This window comes from Rhizobium sp. BK176 (assembly GCF_024808055.1).
On the sequence record NZ_JANUBV010000015.1, the window covers coordinates 65,655 to 80,570 of the forward strand.

Annotated in this window: 15 protein-coding genes; 11 read left to right on the plus strand and 4 right to left on the minus strand. The window is 60.3% G+C overall.

The window, feature by feature from the left end; genetic code table 11:
* Positions 1–17: 17 nt before the first annotated feature.
* The 3 genes from FHT76_RS30645 to FHT76_RS30655 all read left to right on the plus strand — a co-directional run bounded on the left by FHT76_RS30645 (position 18) and on the right by FHT76_RS30655 (position 2,446).
* Complete coding sequence (locus FHT76_RS30645; RefSeq protein WP_259130469.1) at positions 18–608, plus strand: nitroreductase; 591 nt, start codon at positions 18–20, stop codon at positions 606–608.
* Positions 608–1,216 (plus strand): flavin reductase family protein, encoded by a 609-nt coding sequence (locus FHT76_RS30650; RefSeq protein ID WP_259186181.1) that lies wholly within the window; start codon positions 608–610, stop codon positions 1,214–1,216. Before FHT76_RS30645 ends, FHT76_RS30650 begins: the two co-directional genes overlap by 1 nt.
* A 93-nt stretch (positions 1,217–1,309) precedes the next feature.
* Positions 1,310–2,446, plus strand: coding sequence for a DUF2336 domain-containing protein (locus tag FHT76_RS30655; RefSeq protein WP_183864590.1), 1,137 nt, complete (start codon positions 1,310–1,312; stop codon positions 2,444–2,446).
* Here the strand turns inward: FHT76_RS30655 and FHT76_RS30660 are convergent.
* Complete coding sequence (locus FHT76_RS30660; protein ID WP_183864589.1) at positions 2,443–2,853, minus strand: hypothetical protein; 411 nt, start codon at positions 2,851–2,853, stop codon at positions 2,443–2,445. The two genes, FHT76_RS30655 and FHT76_RS30660, sit on opposite strands and share 4 nt — an antisense overlap.
* Positions 2,854–2,969: 116 nt before the next feature.
* Between FHT76_RS30660 and FHT76_RS30665 the strand changes: the two genes are divergently transcribed.
* Entirely contained in the window at positions 2,970–3,428 is a 459-nt protein-coding gene (locus FHT76_RS30665) for a GNAT family N-acetyltransferase (RefSeq protein WP_183757218.1), read from the plus strand.
* Here FHT76_RS30665 and FHT76_RS30670 read toward each other — a convergent pair whose 3' ends face one another.
* The gene (locus tag FHT76_RS30670) at positions 3,429–4,607 is read right to left on the minus strand and encodes an AI-2E family transporter (protein ID WP_016554015.1); all 1,179 of its coding nucleotides are present in this window, start codon (positions 4,605–4,607) and stop codon (positions 3,429–3,431) included. It abuts the gene before it with no gap.
* Between the two features lie 203 nt (positions 4,608–4,810).
* Between FHT76_RS30670 and FHT76_RS30675 the strand changes: the two genes are divergently transcribed.
* Positions 4,811–5,428, plus strand: a complete 618-nt coding sequence (locus FHT76_RS30675) for a GntR family transcriptional regulator (RefSeq protein WP_183864587.1) — start codon at positions 4,811–4,813, stop codon at positions 5,426–5,428.
* A 2-nt stretch (positions 5,429–5,430) separates the two neighbouring features.
* Positions 5,431–5,886 (plus strand): OsmC family protein, encoded by a 456-nt coding sequence (locus FHT76_RS30680; RefSeq protein ID WP_183864586.1) that lies wholly within the window; start codon positions 5,431–5,433, stop codon positions 5,884–5,886.
* A 6-nt stretch (positions 5,887–5,892) separates the two neighbouring features.
* Here the strand turns inward: FHT76_RS30680 and parE are convergent, their stop codons facing one another.
* Positions 5,893–7,974, minus strand: a complete 2,082-nt coding sequence (gene parE / locus FHT76_RS30685) for a DNA topoisomerase IV subunit B (RefSeq protein WP_183864585.1) — start codon at positions 7,972–7,974, stop codon at positions 5,893–5,895.
* A gap of 218 nt (positions 7,975–8,192) precedes the next feature.
* Between parE and FHT76_RS30690 the strand changes: the two genes are divergently transcribed.
* From FHT76_RS30690 to FHT76_RS30705, 4 genes are all read left to right on the plus strand, one after another.
* A complete protein-coding gene (locus tag FHT76_RS30690; protein WP_183864584.1) occupies positions 8,193–9,077 on the plus strand; it encodes an alpha/beta hydrolase in 885 nt (294 codons plus the stop codon).
* A gap of 191 nt (positions 9,078–9,268) precedes the next feature.
* Positions 9,269–10,039 (plus strand): triose-phosphate isomerase, encoded by a 771-nt coding sequence (tpiA, locus tag FHT76_RS30695; protein ID WP_183757221.1) that lies wholly within the window; start codon positions 9,269–9,271, stop codon positions 10,037–10,039.
* Between the two features lie 107 nt (positions 10,040–10,146).
* Positions 10,147–10,671 carry a preprotein translocase subunit SecG gene (gene secG, locus FHT76_RS30700; RefSeq protein ID WP_183864583.1) on the plus strand — a complete coding sequence of 175 codons (525 nt, stop codon included), beginning with the start codon at positions 10,147–10,149 and terminating at the stop codon, positions 10,669–10,671.
* A gap of 140 nt (positions 10,672–10,811) precedes the next feature.
* On the plus strand, positions 10,812–12,440 hold the full coding sequence (locus tag FHT76_RS30705; RefSeq protein WP_183864582.1) for a CTP synthase: 1,629 nt from the start codon (positions 10,812–10,814) through the stop codon (positions 12,438–12,440).
* Positions 12,441–12,534: 94 nt separating this feature from the next.
* On the opposite strand, the gene FHT76_RS30710 is transcribed toward FHT76_RS30705, so the two are convergent.
* The gene (locus FHT76_RS30710; protein WP_183864581.1) at positions 12,535–13,623 is read right to left on the minus strand and encodes a citrate synthase/methylcitrate synthase; all 1,089 of its coding nucleotides are present in this window, start codon (positions 13,621–13,623) and stop codon (positions 12,535–12,537) included.
* A gap of 85 nt (positions 13,624–13,708) precedes the next feature.
* Here FHT76_RS30710 and FHT76_RS30715 point away from each other — a divergent pair, with 85 nt between their 5' ends.
* Positions 13,709–14,851: a citrate synthase gene (locus tag FHT76_RS30715; protein ID WP_183864580.1), complete on the plus strand. Its 1,143-nt coding sequence runs from the start codon at positions 13,709–13,711 to the stop codon at positions 14,849–14,851.
* Positions 14,852–14,916 lie beyond the last annotated feature (65 nt).

Genomic DNA, 14,916 nt, shown 5'->3' on the forward strand with positions numbered 1-14,916 from the left:
CATAGGAAGTAATTGAAATGACAAGGAAGTCCGACATCAAGCTGATCGACTATCTCGGCGTGCGCCGTTCTATCCCTGCGTTCCAGATGTCCGAGCCCGGACCTGACAAGACCGAGATAGAGGAGATTCTGCGTCTGGCCTCGCGCGTGCCCGATCACGGCAAGCTGGCACCTTGGCGTTTCATCGTCTATCGCGGCGAAGAGCGTGCCCGGATCGGCCAGGAACTGCTGAAGCTCGCTCTTGCAGCCAAGCCTGACCTTTCAGAGGAAATGATTCAGGTGGAGCGTACCCGTTTCACCCGTGCGCCCGTGGTCGTCGCTGTCGTCAGTAAGGCCGGGCCGCATATCAAGATTCCGGAGTGGGAGCAGCTGATGTCTGCCGGCGCAGTCTGCCTCAACATCATCTTCGCCGCGAACGCCCATGGATGGGTCGCCAACTGGCTGACCGAGTGGTTCGCCTACGACGAGCGCGCCTATGGATTGCTTGGCGTAAACTCCGGTGAAAAGATCGCCGGCTTCATTCACATGGGATCGACGACATTTCCCGCCGTCGAGCGTCCGCGCCCGGAACTAACAGAGACGGTCACCTGGGTCGGCGGAGAGGCCTGATGTTCTATACCACCGATACCAACCGGCACGGCTTGGCGCACGACCCGTTCAAGGCGATCGTCGCACCTCGCCCCATCGGCTGGATCGGCAGCAAGGGAAGGGACGGCTCGATCAACCTCGCGCCGTATTCCTTTTTCAACGCGGTTTCCGACCGCCCAAAGCTTGTGATGTTCTCCTCTGCCGGTCGCAAGCACAGCCAGCGCAATGCTGCCGAAACCGGCGAGTTCACCTGCAACTTTGTCAGCCGAAGCTTGCTGGAGAAGATGAATGTTTCATCAGCGGCCGTGGAGTACGAAGTCGACGAGTTTGCGCTGGCCGGCCTGACGGCAAGGAAGGGCGAGCTTGTCGACGCACCCTACGTCGCGGAAGCCTTTGCCGTACTGGAATGCAAGGTTACCGAAATCCTCGTGCCAAAATCACTCGCCGGCGAAGAATCCGAGAACGTGATGGTCTTTGGTCAAGTCCTGGGCATATACGTCGATGAAACGATCATCCGCGACGGCCGCCTCGACATGGCGCTCGCTAGGCCGGTCGCGCGCATGGGCTATATGGACTACAGCGAAGGCAGCGACGTGTTCGAAATGCTCCGGCCACAGCCCAGACCTTAACGAACATAGTGAACCAATCATAAACTTTTTGAGCATACCGTAGTCCTACTGATTGGAGTGCGATCGAATCGCATTCGGGCATGGGGCACACGGGTGATCGTAGAAGCATTTCTTCGTTGGGTGGAAACCGCCAAAGCCGGAGACAGGGCCCGCGCGGCAAATGCCCTCGGCAGGGCCTATCTGCAGTCCGAGATGGCCGCCGAAGAGCGCGCCGCGGCCGAGATGGCGATGACTTTCCTGCTTGACGACCCGTCCCCCAAGGTGAGGCTGGCGCTGGCCGAGGCGATCTCATGGTCTCCGGACGCGCCACGTGCCGTTATTCTTTCGCTGGCAGCAGACCAGCCGGAGATTGCCTCGCACGCCGTCACATGCTCTCCCTTGTTGTCGGATGCGGATCTTGTTGATCTCGCAGCCGGCGGCAGCGAGATCACGCGTATGCTGATCGCGGCCCGCGGCATGATCTCACGGCCGGTTGCCGCTGCGCTTTGCGAGATCGGTGAAGAAGAAGCCATCCTGTGCCTTTTGGAAAACGAAGGAGCAGTGATCGCACCTTGCTCCCTGAAAAGGGTTGCTGATCGCCTCGGCCACCACTGCGAAGTCCGCAACCTGCTCCTGGATCGCGGAGATCTGCCGGCAGACGCACGCCAGTTGCTTGCCCAGCATGTCAGCATCGCTCTCGTCAATCTGCCACTGGCGCAGGCGACGATCGAAGCGAGCCGGCTGCACCGAATCAGCAGGGAAGCCAATGAAGCCGCCATTGTGTCGATCGCAGGCGAGATTACGTCGCACGAAATTTCGGACCTGGTCGAACACTTGCGAGCGAGCGGCCACCTGACGGCATCGTTCCTAATGCATGCGCTCTGCTCCGGGAAAGTGGAGTTCTTCGCCTGCGCGATCGTCAATCTTACGGGATGTGAAGAACGTCGCGTGCGTTCCATCCTTGCCACCGGACGCATGCATGCAGTGCGCGCCCTATACGAATCGGCCGGGCTTGCCCGCGAGATCAGTGTGATCTTCGTCGAAGCAACGCTGCTGTGGCGGGAAGCATCGAAAAACCTCTCCGCGACCATGCTCGGCGACGTCTGCGGCAGCCTGCTCCGGAAGTTCCGCGGGCATACAGCGCACGGTGCCGTCCAAGAGCTGCTCGAGATGGTAGAGAGGCTGCATATTGCGGAGCAGCGGCAGCGTGCGCGCGCTTACGCGCAGGTGACCGCTCTCGCCGCAGCTTAGTAGCTAAGACGCTTCGCGACCCACGAATAGCTTCCGGAAACGAAATGGACAGGCGAAGCCAGCGCTGCCTTCATATCACCGCCCGACGGCAGATGCGCACGCACCTGATCTGCGACCCGATCAGCGAAGACCGACAGCCTACCTTGCGTTTCGACCGGAGTGGACGGTGTTGGGGCGTTCTCCACCACGGTCTTCGGCACTTCCGGTGGTGTGGAGGGCTTCGATGGCTCGCAGACGGCAATGACGGTCGGGTAGCTGACATTCGTATAGTGCTTGAGCTGCCTCTCGGAGTCGGCGTCGCACATGACCACCGTCTGCCATTGCTCCCCGACAGTCGCGATGTAGTTGCATTGCGTGACTGAGTCATTGCAGCCCAAGATCGTCATTGCAACCAGTATCGCTTGCATAGTATTGCCTTTTGAATATTGAAACTCCGCCCGTTAGATGCTGAAATTCCAACAGAATGAAGGCGCACCCCATTAACTTTTCGTCATGCCAAGCGCGCCGAAAATAGGAAAATCCCGTGTCTCTTTCGATTGCTCTGGAACCACCTCGTCAGGAAGGCGTGCTCCGCCTGCTCGACATGTCCGACGCCTATGCGCAGTCGCTTTATCCGCCGGAAAGCAATCACCTCGTCGATGTCTCGTCTTTGGAGAAGCCGACGGTCAGCTTCTTCGTCGCCCGCCACGACGGCGCGATCGTTGGCTGTTCCGCGCTGGTGGAGGCGGGTGACGGGACCGCAGAAATCAAACGCATGTTCGTCGACCCCAAGGCGCGCGGCCTAAAGGTGGCGAGCAAACTCATGAACGCGCTCGAGGCGATAGCGGTAGAAAAGAGCCTCCGGGCCGTCAGGCTCGAAACCGGCATCTACCAGCCGGAAGCAATCGCTCTTTACCGCAAATACGGCTATGTCCAAATCGAGCCATTCGGCAGCTATCTTCCAGATCCGCTTAGCCTGTTCATGGAAAAACAACTGGCCTGATCATTCAGCCGCGCGGGATGTGGGAGGCGCCTGTTCGTCGATCATGACTTGTGGACCGCTTTCGGCGTTGCGCACCTCGTGCATCCACTCACGCCAGATCGCGACGATGAGCGCCATCAGCACCGGCCCGATGAAAAGGCCGAGAAAGCCCATGGTCTTCACACCACCGACGAGGCCGAAGAACGTCGGCAGGAATGGCAGCTTGATCGGACCGCCGACGAGCTTCGGACGCAGCGTCTTGTCGACAATGAAGAGTTCGACCGTTCCCCAAACGAAGAGACCGACACCGGCAATGTGCGAGCCGCTGGCCAGCAGATAGACCGACACCAGGGTAAACGAGAGCGGCGCGCCGCCCGGTATCAAGGCCATGATGCCGGTCAGGACACCCAGCGTCACGGGCGAGGGGACACCTGCGATCCAGTACGCGACGCCAAGCACGATGCCTTCGCCGATCGCAATCAGCGTCATGCCCATGACCGTCGAACTGATAGTTGCCGGGACGACGCGGGAAATCCGCTCCCACCGGTTCGGGAGGATGCGCTCGCCCAGCATGTCGATCTGACGTGAGAACGCGGAACCGTCACGATAGACGAAGAACAACGCGATCAGCATGAAAAGCAGAGTCAGCAGTAGATGGAAGGCGCCGCCGCCTGCCGCCAGAATCGCCCGATAAATGTTACCGATATTGGCTCCGCTGACGGCCTGGATGACCTCACCCATCGAACCGGGGCTGCCAATATATTTGGTCCATAGCTCATCGAGGTAAGGACCGGCGAAGGGCAGGGCGATAATCCACTGTGGCGTTGGAGCGCCCGATCTGTTTGCATGCACAGCCCAGGCGACCCATTCACGCACCTCTCCTGTCGTGTAGGTCACGGCGAAAACGATCGGCAAGACGAGGAATGTGACGATCAGGACAATCGCGATAGTGGCGGCGATTGTCGTGTTTCCGCTGACACGCTCGAGCAACCGGCGATAAAGCGGCCAGCTTGCAAAACCAATGACAAGCGCGGCCAGCACTGGAACAGCAAAGCCGTAGAAGAAGTAGACGCCAGCCGCGACAACGAGAACCAGCAGCCAGCGCGCTGCAGAGATCGAGGGAATTAGAGGCGTGCGGGCAGGGCCTGAAGGGCCGAGCCATCGCGACTCTCGCTGGATATTGTTGTTCGGAAGGCTCACGTCGTTCTTTTCCCCCTATTTTGACTATGGATATGGGCCATGCATCCCTCGGGCGCAAGCGCAATGACCGATTTATGCCGTCGACACCGCGTCAGAAATCCCGGCGATCTCCACTACGCTCCTTAAGCCCGTTGTCCGCAATCAGTATGACAGAATCCCGTAGCGATGTTGTCAAAATTCGTTTGATCCGTTACTTTGGATCCATGGATCCAAATATAATTGCGACAGCGCTCCGTCGGGAAATTGAGAGTGGCAGCCTCACTCCCGGAACGGTCTTGAAGCAAGAGTTTCTGGCCGAACGATTCGGCGTGAGTCGCCAGCCGGTCCGCCGGGCACTTGATCGGCTGCTGGCATCCGGCCTGCTCAATCGTCGACCGGACAGAAGCCTTGCTGTAGCCGGTTTCACCGAAGAACAGGCGCGTGAGCTTGCTGAGATCCGTACTGCGTTGGAGAGCATGGCGCTACGCGCGTCACTGCCAGTGCTCAGCGACGCCGACCTACGCAAAGCGCGGCGCCTCAACGAGGACCTGGTGGAAGAGGAGGACCCTGCTGTCCTCGAGGAGTTGGACGTGGCATTTCATCGGACGCTCTATGGGCGCTGCAGAAATGAACGCCTTGTTTCCATGATCGACAACCTGCGGCGGGAGTCGCGCCGAGCCTACTCGAGGCAGCCGAAGGGCTCCGACGAGCGCGTCGTCCTCCACGCCGAGCATAGTGCCATCGTCAAGGCCTGTGAACGTCGCGACGAAACCGCCGCCTTGCAAGCCTTATCGGATCATTTGCAGATGACAACAGCGCGCCTGACGCGCGAGGGAGAATGACAATGACGAGGTTTTCCGCAGAAGTCGCCTGGGAGCGGGGTGAGGCAAGCTTCATCGACGGACGCTACAGCCGCGGCCATAAATGGTCCTTCGATGGTGGTGCTGTCGTCGCTGCTTCCGCCTCGCCGCATAATGTACCGCTGCCTTATGCCGTGGCCGAAAACGTGGATCCGGAAGAGGCCTATGTTGCGGCGCTGTCAAGCTGCCACATGCTGTTCTACCTGTGGCTCGCATCAAAGAAACGCATCATGGTCGACAGCTATGCCGACGCCGCGACGGGCATCATGGAAATCGTGCAAGGCAAGACAATTGTGAGCCGCGTCGAGCTTCGCCCGCGGGTCACCTATGCCAGCGACAGGCCGAGCCGCGAGATCGAAGAGAAGCTTCACCACGAGGCTCACGAGCTATGCTTCCTCGCCAACTCGGTGAAGACGGAAATTGCCGTACGTCTCGACTAAGCGGCGTTAGATATCGAGGTTTTCCGCAAAGGCGGCACGATCCTGAATGAAACGGAAGCGGGCCTCCGGCTTCGTTCCCATCAGGTCGTCTACTGCGGTGCGCGTTCCCTCGAAATCCACCTCGTCAATCACCACCCGCAACAGCGTGCGCTTGCTGGGATCCATGGTGGTTTCCTTGAGCTGTGCCGGCAGCATTTCGCCGAGGCCTTTGAAGCGGCTGATTTCGACCTTCGCCTTGCCCTTGAACTCTGTTTCCATCAGCTCGGCCCGGTGTGCGTCATCGCGGGCATAGGCGGATTTAGCGCCCTGAGTGATCTTGTAGAGCGGCGGCACAGCGAGGAACAGGTGACCGCCACGGACCAGTTCCGGCATCTCCTGATAGAAGAACGTGATCAGCAGCGAGGCGATGTGAGCACCGTCGACGTCGGCATCGGTCATGACGATAATGCGCTCGTAGCGAAGGTCTTCCTCGCGGTACTTCGAACGTGTTCCGCAGCCGAGCGCCTGGCTTAGATCCGCTAGCTGCTGGTTTGCTCCAAGCTTTTCGCGACCGGCGCTGGCCACGTTTAGAATCTTGCCGCGCAGCGGAAGAATGGCTTGGTTGGCGCGGTTGCGCGCCTGTTTGGCGGAGCCGCCTGCCGAGTCACCTTCGACGATGAAAAGCTCGGCGCCCTCCGCGGTGTTCTGAGCGCAGTCGGCGAGCTTTCCGGGCAGCCGCAGCTTGCGCACGGCCGTCTTGCGGTTGACTTCCTTTTCCTTACGGCGACGCAGTCGTTCTTCCGCGCGTTCTATTACCCAGTCCAGCAGCTTGGCCGCTTCGTTGGGATTGTCGGCAAGGTAGTGGTCGAAGGGGTCGCGAAGCGCGTTCTCGACGATGCGTTGAGCCTCGACGGTCGCCAGCTTGTCTTTCGTCTGCCCCACGAACTCCGGCTCGCGGATGAAGACCGAAAGCATGCCGACGGCCGAAATCATCACGTCGTCTGTGGTGATCTGGGCTGCACGCTTGTTTTGAGTCAGTTCGGCGTAGTTCTTCAGGCCCTTGGTGAGCGCTATGCGCAGGCCGGCTTCATGCGTGCCACCTTCGGGCGTTGGAATGGTATTGCAATAGGAATGGACCTGCGGGTCGCCGCCATACCAGGTGATCGCCCATTCCAGCGAGCCGTGACCGCTGGTTTTTTCCGTCTTGCCGGCAAAGATTTCGCGGGTGACCGTGAACTCCTTGCCCATCGTCGCCTGGAGATAGTCCTTCAGGCCGCCGGGGAAGTGAAAAACGGCCTTGTCCGGCACCTCAGAGCCCTGCGGCAGAACACCTTCTTCGCAGCTCCAGCGGATTTCCACGCCGCCAAACAGGTAGGCCTTGGAACGGGCCATGCGGAAAACGCGGCCGGGATCGAACTTGGCATGCTCACCGAAAATCTGGGCGTCGGGATGGAACCGGACGCGCGTTCCGCGGCGGTTGTGGACATCGCCAAGCTCTTCCAAGCCGCCCTGCGGCAGGCCGCGCGAGAAACGCTGGCGATAGAGCTTGCGGTTGCGCGCGACCTCCACTTCCATGACATCGGAGAGGGCGTTGACGACCGATACACCGACGCCATGTAGACCGCCTGACGTCTCATACGCCTTACCATCGAATTTGCCGCCCGCATGCAGCTTGGTCATGATGACCTCAAGGGTCGACTTGCCGGGAACCTGCGGATGGTTTTCGACCGGGATGCCGCGACCGTTGTCGGTGACCGTTAGATGGCCTTGGAGATCGAGGTAAACTTCGATAAAATCGGCGTGGCCGGCTACGGCTTCGTCCATTGAGTTATCAATGACTTCGGCGAACAGATGGTGCAGTGCCTTCTCGTCGGTGCCGCCGATGTACATGCCCGGGCGCATGCGAACGGGCTCAAGCCCCTCAAGAACGCGGATCGAGGATGCGCCATAGTCATCCGATGTCGACGTCACGGGTGCCGGGCGCGACGTTGCGGCAGGTGCCTCTGCGGGGGCGGCAGCCGCCGCCTTCGGCAACTCAGCAGACTTTGGAGTCTCCTCCTGCTTCTGTGTCAGTGGCATTCCGGAAAAGAGGTCGTTGCTATCGTCCATGGGGCCGTTCAGATCTTCATCCTGTTCGGGGGCAGGCGGCCTATGCCATGCCTGACCCAAAATCACCGCATTTGATGTCACGTTTGCGAACCAGGCAAATTCTGCCAGAAACCGCCTTCTTACGCGACGCCGCCCGATCCGGCGGACTTTCTCAGGAAATGGTTTGCGTTGGCGGGCGTGGAATGGCAAGCGGCTAGAAGGCTCAGGGAACCATGCGCATGCGAATGTCCACAAGTCATTATGGCATTATCGCCGCAATTGCGGCCTTTTTTCTGGCGACGGGCGCAAGTAGCCAGACAGCAGAGCGTCTCCCCCCTTACAAGGACGATCTCTTTTCCACAAAAAATGTGCTGCAGGCGAGCAAGGACGGCGCATTCGAGCTGATCGAATACGACGAGATGCGCGACATCAACGGCCGTGACCAAGTACCAGAGAAACGAGCCCGACAGAAATACGTGTCCCTCGGCGTCCGAAAGCTCCAATCGGACGAGACATTGCAGTTGGGTGCCCAAAAGCTCGATGTCACCAGGGTAGGACAAGCCGCCGGAGCTGCATTCACCGTGATCTTCATTCACGGGCGAAACGGCGACCGGCGTCTTGGCGCAAATGACTATAGTTTCGGCGGCAATTTCAATCGCCTCAAAAATCTCGTGGCTGGCAATGGCGGCGTTTACTACTCACCGTCGGTCAAGAGTTTCGGCAGCGACGGCGTGGCAACAATCGAGGAACTGATCCGCTACGCCGCCGCACAGTCACCCGGCAAGCCGGTTATCCTGGCGTGTGCGTCGATGGGGAGCCAGATCTGTTGGGGTCTCAGCCGCGACGCCGATAGTGTAAACCACCTCAAAGGGATGGTGATCCTGAGCGGCGTTGCCGATCCGGATTTTGCCAAAAGTTCCTTCGCCAAGGCCAAGCTGCCGCTTTGGTTCGCGCATGGCAGCCGCGATCCGGTCTATGCGGCAACCGCCCAGCAGGCGCTCTTCGAAAAGCTCCTGAAAGTCGGGTACCCAACGCATTTCGCACTCTACGAGACCGGCAACCACGGAACGCCGATCCGGATGATCGATTGGCGTCGGACGCTGAACTGGATATTGGGTTCCTGAAGCTTGCTCGGCTCACGAGAAAGGCGTGCCTATCTGTCGCTCTGGCCTATGATTTTCAGCAACATCCGCTGGAAATTTTAAGTGTTTGCGAACAAAGCCCCGCTTATTTCCCTTAGGAAAGGCGCAAAACCTTTTCATTGACCGGTGCTTTTGCTAAGCCCCCCGGATACGTGGAAGATTGGAAGGCTGGCATGACACCTGACGTGCGTCCGCTCGTGGCGGGAAACTGGAAGATGAACGGCACGCGTGCCTCCCTGGACCAGATCAAGGCGATCGCGGAAGGCGTTCAGGGACCACTTTCCGCCAAGGTGGAGGCCCTGATCTGCCCACCGGCAACCTTGCTTTATGTCGCTACGGCGCTCTCAACCGACAGCCCACTTGCGATCGGCGCACAGGATTGCCACCAGAAACCTTCGGGCGCCCACACAGGCGATATCTCGGCCGAGATGATTGCCGACTGCTTCGGTACCTATGTCATTGTCGGCCATTCTGAACGCCGCACAGACCATGCCGAGACAGACCATCTTGTCCGCGCCAAGGCCGAGGCTGCCTTTGCAGCAGAATTGACGGCGATCGTGTGCATTGGCGAAACGGCTGACGAGCGCAAGGCGGGCCAGACCCTCGACATCATCAAGCGCCAGCTTTCCGCCTCTGTGCCGGAGAGCGCAACGGCAGAGAATACGGTCATTGCCTACGAGCCCGTATGGGCGATCGGTACCGGCGTGACGCCGACGGTGGAAGACGTCGAGAAGGCGCATGCCTTCATGCGTTCCGAGCTCGTCGCCCGCTTCGGCGACACCGGCAAAAAAGTTCGGATTCTCTACGGTGGCTCGGTCAAGCCTAGCAACGCCAAGGAATTGATGGGCGTCGCGAATGTCGATGGCGCTCTGATTGGCGGCGCGAGCTTGAAAGCGGCCGACTTCCTTGCCATCTACGGCGCATACGAAGCGCTGCTTGACTAGAGCCGTGTATATTCCGAGCCGAAGGGCTTGGAATAGCTGATGACCTCATGTAAAGAGCGCCAGAATTTTACTTTATGCCCGCCGCGCGTGTGGGCAGGACTGGACCCATGCAGACCGTTTTGATTGTCATCCATCTCATGATCGTGCTGGCGCTTGTCGGCGTCGTGCTCATCCAGCGCTCGGAAGGCGGCGGCCTCGGCATCGGCGGTGGTTCCGGCTTTATGTCCGCCCGTGGCACGGCCAATGCGCTGACGCGCACCACCGCGATCCTCGCGGCGCTGTTCTTTATCACCTCGCTCGGTCTCGGCGTGCTTAATCGCTATGAGAGCCGTCCGACGGATATTCTGAACCGCATTCCGGCGACGAGCGGGCAGGGCAAGGGTATTCTCGACTCGCTCGGCGGCCAGAACGGTAACAACGCCGCTCCGGCAGCACCAGCCCCGCAAAGCAACAACGGCGTTCCGACCGGCGGCGAAGCCGCTCCGGCTCCTGCAGCGCCCGCCGCAACCGCTCCGGCGGCACCGGCAGCGCCGACGACATCGGCACCCGCATCTACTCAGACTGCTCCGGCGGCACCGCAGGCCACCACACCTGCTGCTCCGGCACCCGCCACCGTCCCAAGCGGGCAGTAAGCGGCATACAGCATAAACCGCCGGCAGGCCCTCGGGTCTGCCGGTTTTCTTTTGTTTAGATTCCGCGCTGGCGCCAAAAGTTCTGGAAATGAATTTTTGGGCTGGTGGAATCGTTTTTGAAAAGGTATCCGGTGACTCCCATGGCGCGATACGTATTCATCACTGGCGGCGTGGTTTCCTCTCTCGGTAAAGGAATTGCGGCCGCGGCTCTCGGAGCGTTGCTGCAGGCCCGTGGTTATCGGGTGCGGCTTCGCAAACTCGACCCCTATCTGAACGTGGACCCGGGCACCATGAGCCCGACCCAGCACGGCGAAGTCTTCGTCACCGACGACGGCGCGGAAACCGACCTCGATCTCGGCCACTACGAGCGCTTCACCGGACGCTCGGCGACCAAGACCGACAACATCACCACCGGGCGCATCTACAAGAACATCATAGACAAGGAACGCCGTGGCGACTATCTCGGCGCGACCGTTCAGGTCATTCCGCACGTCACCAACGAGATCAAGGATTTCGTCACCGAAGGCAATGACGACTACGACTTCGTCATCTGCGAAATCGGCGGCACGGTCGGCGATATCGAGGCGATGCCGTTCATGGAAGCGATCCGCCAACTCGGCAACGACCTGCCGCGCGGCACTGCGATCTATGTCCACCTGACGCTGATGCCCTACATCCCGGCGGCAGGCGAACTGAAGACCAAGCCGACTCAGCACTCCGTCAAGGAACTGCAGGCACTCGGTATTCATCCCGACATCCTGCTCGTTCGCGCGGACCGTGAAATTCCGGAGGCGGAACGCCGCAAGCTCTCGCTGTTCTGCAACGTCCGCCCCTCCGCGGTCATCCAGGCGCTCGATGTCGCCAACATCTATGATGTGCCGATCGCCTACCATAAGGAAGGCCTCGACAACGAAGTGCTCGCAGCTTTCGGCATCGAACCGGCCCCGAAGCCACGCCTCAACCCTTGGGAAGAGGTTTGCAACCGTATCCGTACGCCTGAGGGCGAGGTCACGATCGCGATCGTTGGCAAATACACCGGCTTGAAGGATGCCTATAAGTCGCTGATCGAAGCGCTTCATCACGGCGGCATTGCCAACCGCGTCAAGGTCAAGCTGGAATGGATCGAATCCGAGGTCTTCGAAAAGGAAGATCCGGCACCGTACCTCGAAAAGGTCCACGGGATCCTCGTTCCCGGCGGCTTTGGTGAACGTGGTTCAGAAGGCAAGATCCATGCAGCCCGCTTCGCACGCGAGCGCAAAGTGCCGTATTTCGGCATCTGCTTTGGCATGCAGATGGCGGTCATTGAAGCGGCACGCAATCTCGCCGGTGTGGAGAGCGCTTCCTCGACCGAATTCGGTCCGACGAAGGAGCCCGTCGTCGGTCTGATGACCGAATGGATAAAGGGTAATGAGCTGCAGAAGCGCACGGCGTCCGGCGATCTCGGCGGCACCATGCGCCTCGGCGCCTACAAGGCGGCACTGAAGAAGGGCACGAAGATCTCCGAGATCTACGGCTCAACGGATATTTCCGAGCGCCACCGCCACCGCTACGAAGTCAACGTCGATTACAAGGATCGTTTGGAAAACTGCGGTCTGGTGTTCTCCGGAATGTCACCGGACGGTGTATTGCCGGAGACGATCGAATATCCGGATCATCCGTGGTTCATCGGCGTTCAGTACCATCCCGAATTGAAGAGCCGGCCGCTCGACCCGCATCCGTTGTTCGCAAGCTTCATCGAGGCCGCAACCGAACAGAGCCGCTTGGTCTGATTGACGAGAGGCCGTCTGGCAACGTCAGCCAGGCGGCCTTTTTAGTAAGCGTGCTGTCAGCTCCGCGGTCGGAGCCGCCCAACTATCTGACCGGTCAGGCGGCTTGCGGCAGCGGCCCGACATAAACCGAACGCGGCCGGATCAATCGGCCTTCGAGTGCCTGCTCACGCGCGTGGGCGATCCACCCAACGGTCCGGCCGATTGCGAACACGCCGGTAAATGACTCGCGCGGAAAGCCCAGGACATCGAGCAGAAGGGCCGTGTAGAACTCGACGTTGACATCAAGTGGTCGACCCGGCTTGCGTTCCTTGAGGATTGCGAGCGCCGCATGTTCAACGGCTTCCGCCAGGACGATCCGCTCGCGATCAACTTGTGCGGCGGAGACTAGCGACCGAAGGGCTTGCTTCAAAGCGTCAGCGCGCGGATCACGCACTCGGTAGATCCGATGACCGAAGCCCATCAGCCTCTCGCCGCGATCCAGTGCATGGCTAAGCCAGTCATGTGCATTCGCGCTCGCTCCGATCGCGTCGAACATATCGAGCACCGGGCCTGGTGCGCCGCCATGCAGCGGTCCCTTGAGGGCGCTGATGGCCGCGAGCACCGACGAGGTAAGGCCGGCGTGCGTCGAGGCGACAACGCGCGCGGCGAAGGTCGAGGCGTTCAGACCGTGATCCGAGATCGTCACAAGGTAGGCATCGAGTGCCGCGGTCTGCTCTCTACTCGGGGACTGGCCGGTAAGCATACGCAGGATGTCGGCGGCCTGCGAAAGGGAGCGGTCCGGCGCGAACGGTTCCTTGCCGGCCTGCAGACGGATTATCGCCGGCAGGAAGACTGCGGGCGCTGCGAGCAATCGAAGGGCGGCCTCGAAGTCCTCGCCATCCGGCAGACGGGCGATAAGAGCACGCATCGCATCCACAGGCGGCAGGCCCAGCGCTGCCGAATCGAGGGCTGCGAGATGGACGAACAGGTCTTCTCGCATTTCGCCCAGCCGCGGGCCAAATTCTGCGAGGCTGAAATGTCGTTCCGTCAGTCCGTCGAGCAGCAATGCGGCTATGCTTTCATAGGTTGCCGTCGACACGAGCTGATCGAGCGACACGCCCCGGATGATCAGGCGACCGGCTTCGCCGTCCACATCGGACAGCTGCGTCTCAGCAGCAATGACATCTTCCAAACCGTTCTTCATGGTGTTTCTCCTTTACGAGCAGCAACATCGAAGCTAGGTTAATTGACGTCAATCTTGATGTAATAGATCAATATAAGAGGACCTCATGTCCTGGCTGACCGCGGAGCAAGCGCTCGAGAGACTCGGCACCAAACCGCAGACGCTTTACGCCAATGTGAGTCGCGGACGGATCCGGGCTAAGGCCGATACGACCGATCCACGGCGTAGTCTCTACAACGCAGCCGATGTCATGCGGCTGGCCAAGCGGCATGCGGGTCGGCGAAAGACCGAGACCGTAGCGGCAGATGCCATCCAATGGGGCGATCCCGTATTGCCGTCCGCCATTTCGACTGTCGCAGAGGGCCGGCTCTACTATCGCGGGCGCGAAGCGGCCGCATGGGCCGAGCATGCGACGCTGGAGGAGACTGCTGCACTTCTATGGGAGTCTGGACCCGTCGCGGCGATGCCCGGCGACACCGCAGCAACGACGCCCTCGCTGGAACGGGCGTTCGTCCTGCTTGCGCAGCGCGTCACCCGCGACCTGCCGAGCCTAGGTCGGTCATCGACGGCACTAAAGGCTGAAGCTCAGACCATCCTGTCGACCATCGGGATGGCCCTGGCACCAGATGCGAGTGACCTGCCGTTGCATCTCCGCCTCGCGGCGAGCTGGGGCAGGCCTGAAGCGGCCAACTGCATCAGGCGCGCGCTTGTACTCCTCGCAGATCACGAGCTTAACGCATCGACCTTCGCCACACGGGTGGCGGCCTCTTCGGGCGCAACGTTGTCGGCCGCCGTTCTTTCCGGGCTCTCGACCTTGACGGGACCGCTTCACGGTGGCGCATGGCAGGGCGTCGCCTCATTGATCGAAGACGTCAACGCACTCGGGGCGAACGCGGCTGTCCGACAGGCGTTGACCGAGGGGAGGTCGCTCAACGCGTTCGGTCACCCTCTCTATCCGGTCGGAGACATCCGGGCAAAAGCGCTATTGTCCCAGTTTTCTCTCCCACAGACGTACACGGAACTGGCAACCGCAGGCCAGGAACTTGTCGGAGAAAGCGTCAACATCGACTTCGCCCTGACTGCCATGACGGCCGTTTTTGATCTTCCGAGGAACGCCCCGCTTGTGATCTTCGCGCTCGCGCGATCCGTTGGATGGCTCGCCCATGCCATCGAGCAGGTCGAGAGCGGTCATCTCATTCGCCCGAGAGCGCGTTATACTGGACCGGCAATCACAGCCGCCAAAGCATAGACCTCGGATAGTCGTTGACGTTTCGGCATGCGTGCTGCAGCAATCACATAGGAAGGATGCCGCAC

Coding starts and splice junctions, on each gene's coding strand:
- FHT76_RS30650 (WP_259186181.1), top strand. CDS start 608: ATGTTCTATACCACCGATACCAACCGGCACGGCTTGGCGCACGACCCG.
- FHT76_RS30675 (WP_183864587.1), top strand. CDS start 4,811: ATGGATCCAAATATAATTGCGACAGCGCTCCGTCGGGAAATTGAGAGT.
- FHT76_RS30645 (WP_259130469.1), top strand. CDS start 18: ATGACAAGGAAGTCCGACATCAAGCTGATCGACTATCTCGGCGTGCGC.
- FHT76_RS30715 (WP_183864580.1), top strand. CDS start 13,709: ATGTCCTGGCTGACCGCGGAGCAAGCGCTCGAGAGACTCGGCACCAAA.
- tpiA (WP_183757221.1), top strand. CDS start 9,269: ATGACACCTGACGTGCGTCCGCTCGTGGCGGGAAACTGGAAGATGAAC.
- FHT76_RS30710 (WP_183864581.1), bottom strand. CDS start 13,623: ATGAAGAACGGTTTGGAAGATGTCATTGCTGCTGAGACGCAGCTGTCC.
- FHT76_RS30690 (WP_183864584.1), top strand. CDS start 8,193: ATGCGAATGTCCACAAGTCATTATGGCATTATCGCCGCAATTGCGGCC.
- FHT76_RS30705 (WP_183864582.1), top strand. CDS start 10,812: ATGGCGCGATACGTATTCATCACTGGCGGCGTGGTTTCCTCTCTCGGT.
- FHT76_RS30680 (WP_183864586.1), top strand. CDS start 5,431: ATGACGAGGTTTTCCGCAGAAGTCGCCTGGGAGCGGGGTGAGGCAAGC.
- parE (WP_183864585.1), bottom strand. CDS start 7,974: ATGGACGATAGCAACGACCTCTTTTCCGGAATGCCACTGACACAGAAG.
- secG (WP_183864583.1), top strand. CDS start 10,147: ATGCAGACCGTTTTGATTGTCATCCATCTCATGATCGTGCTGGCGCTT.
- FHT76_RS30660 (WP_183864589.1), bottom strand. CDS start 2,853: ATGCAAGCGATACTGGTTGCAATGACGATCTTGGGCTGCAATGACTCA.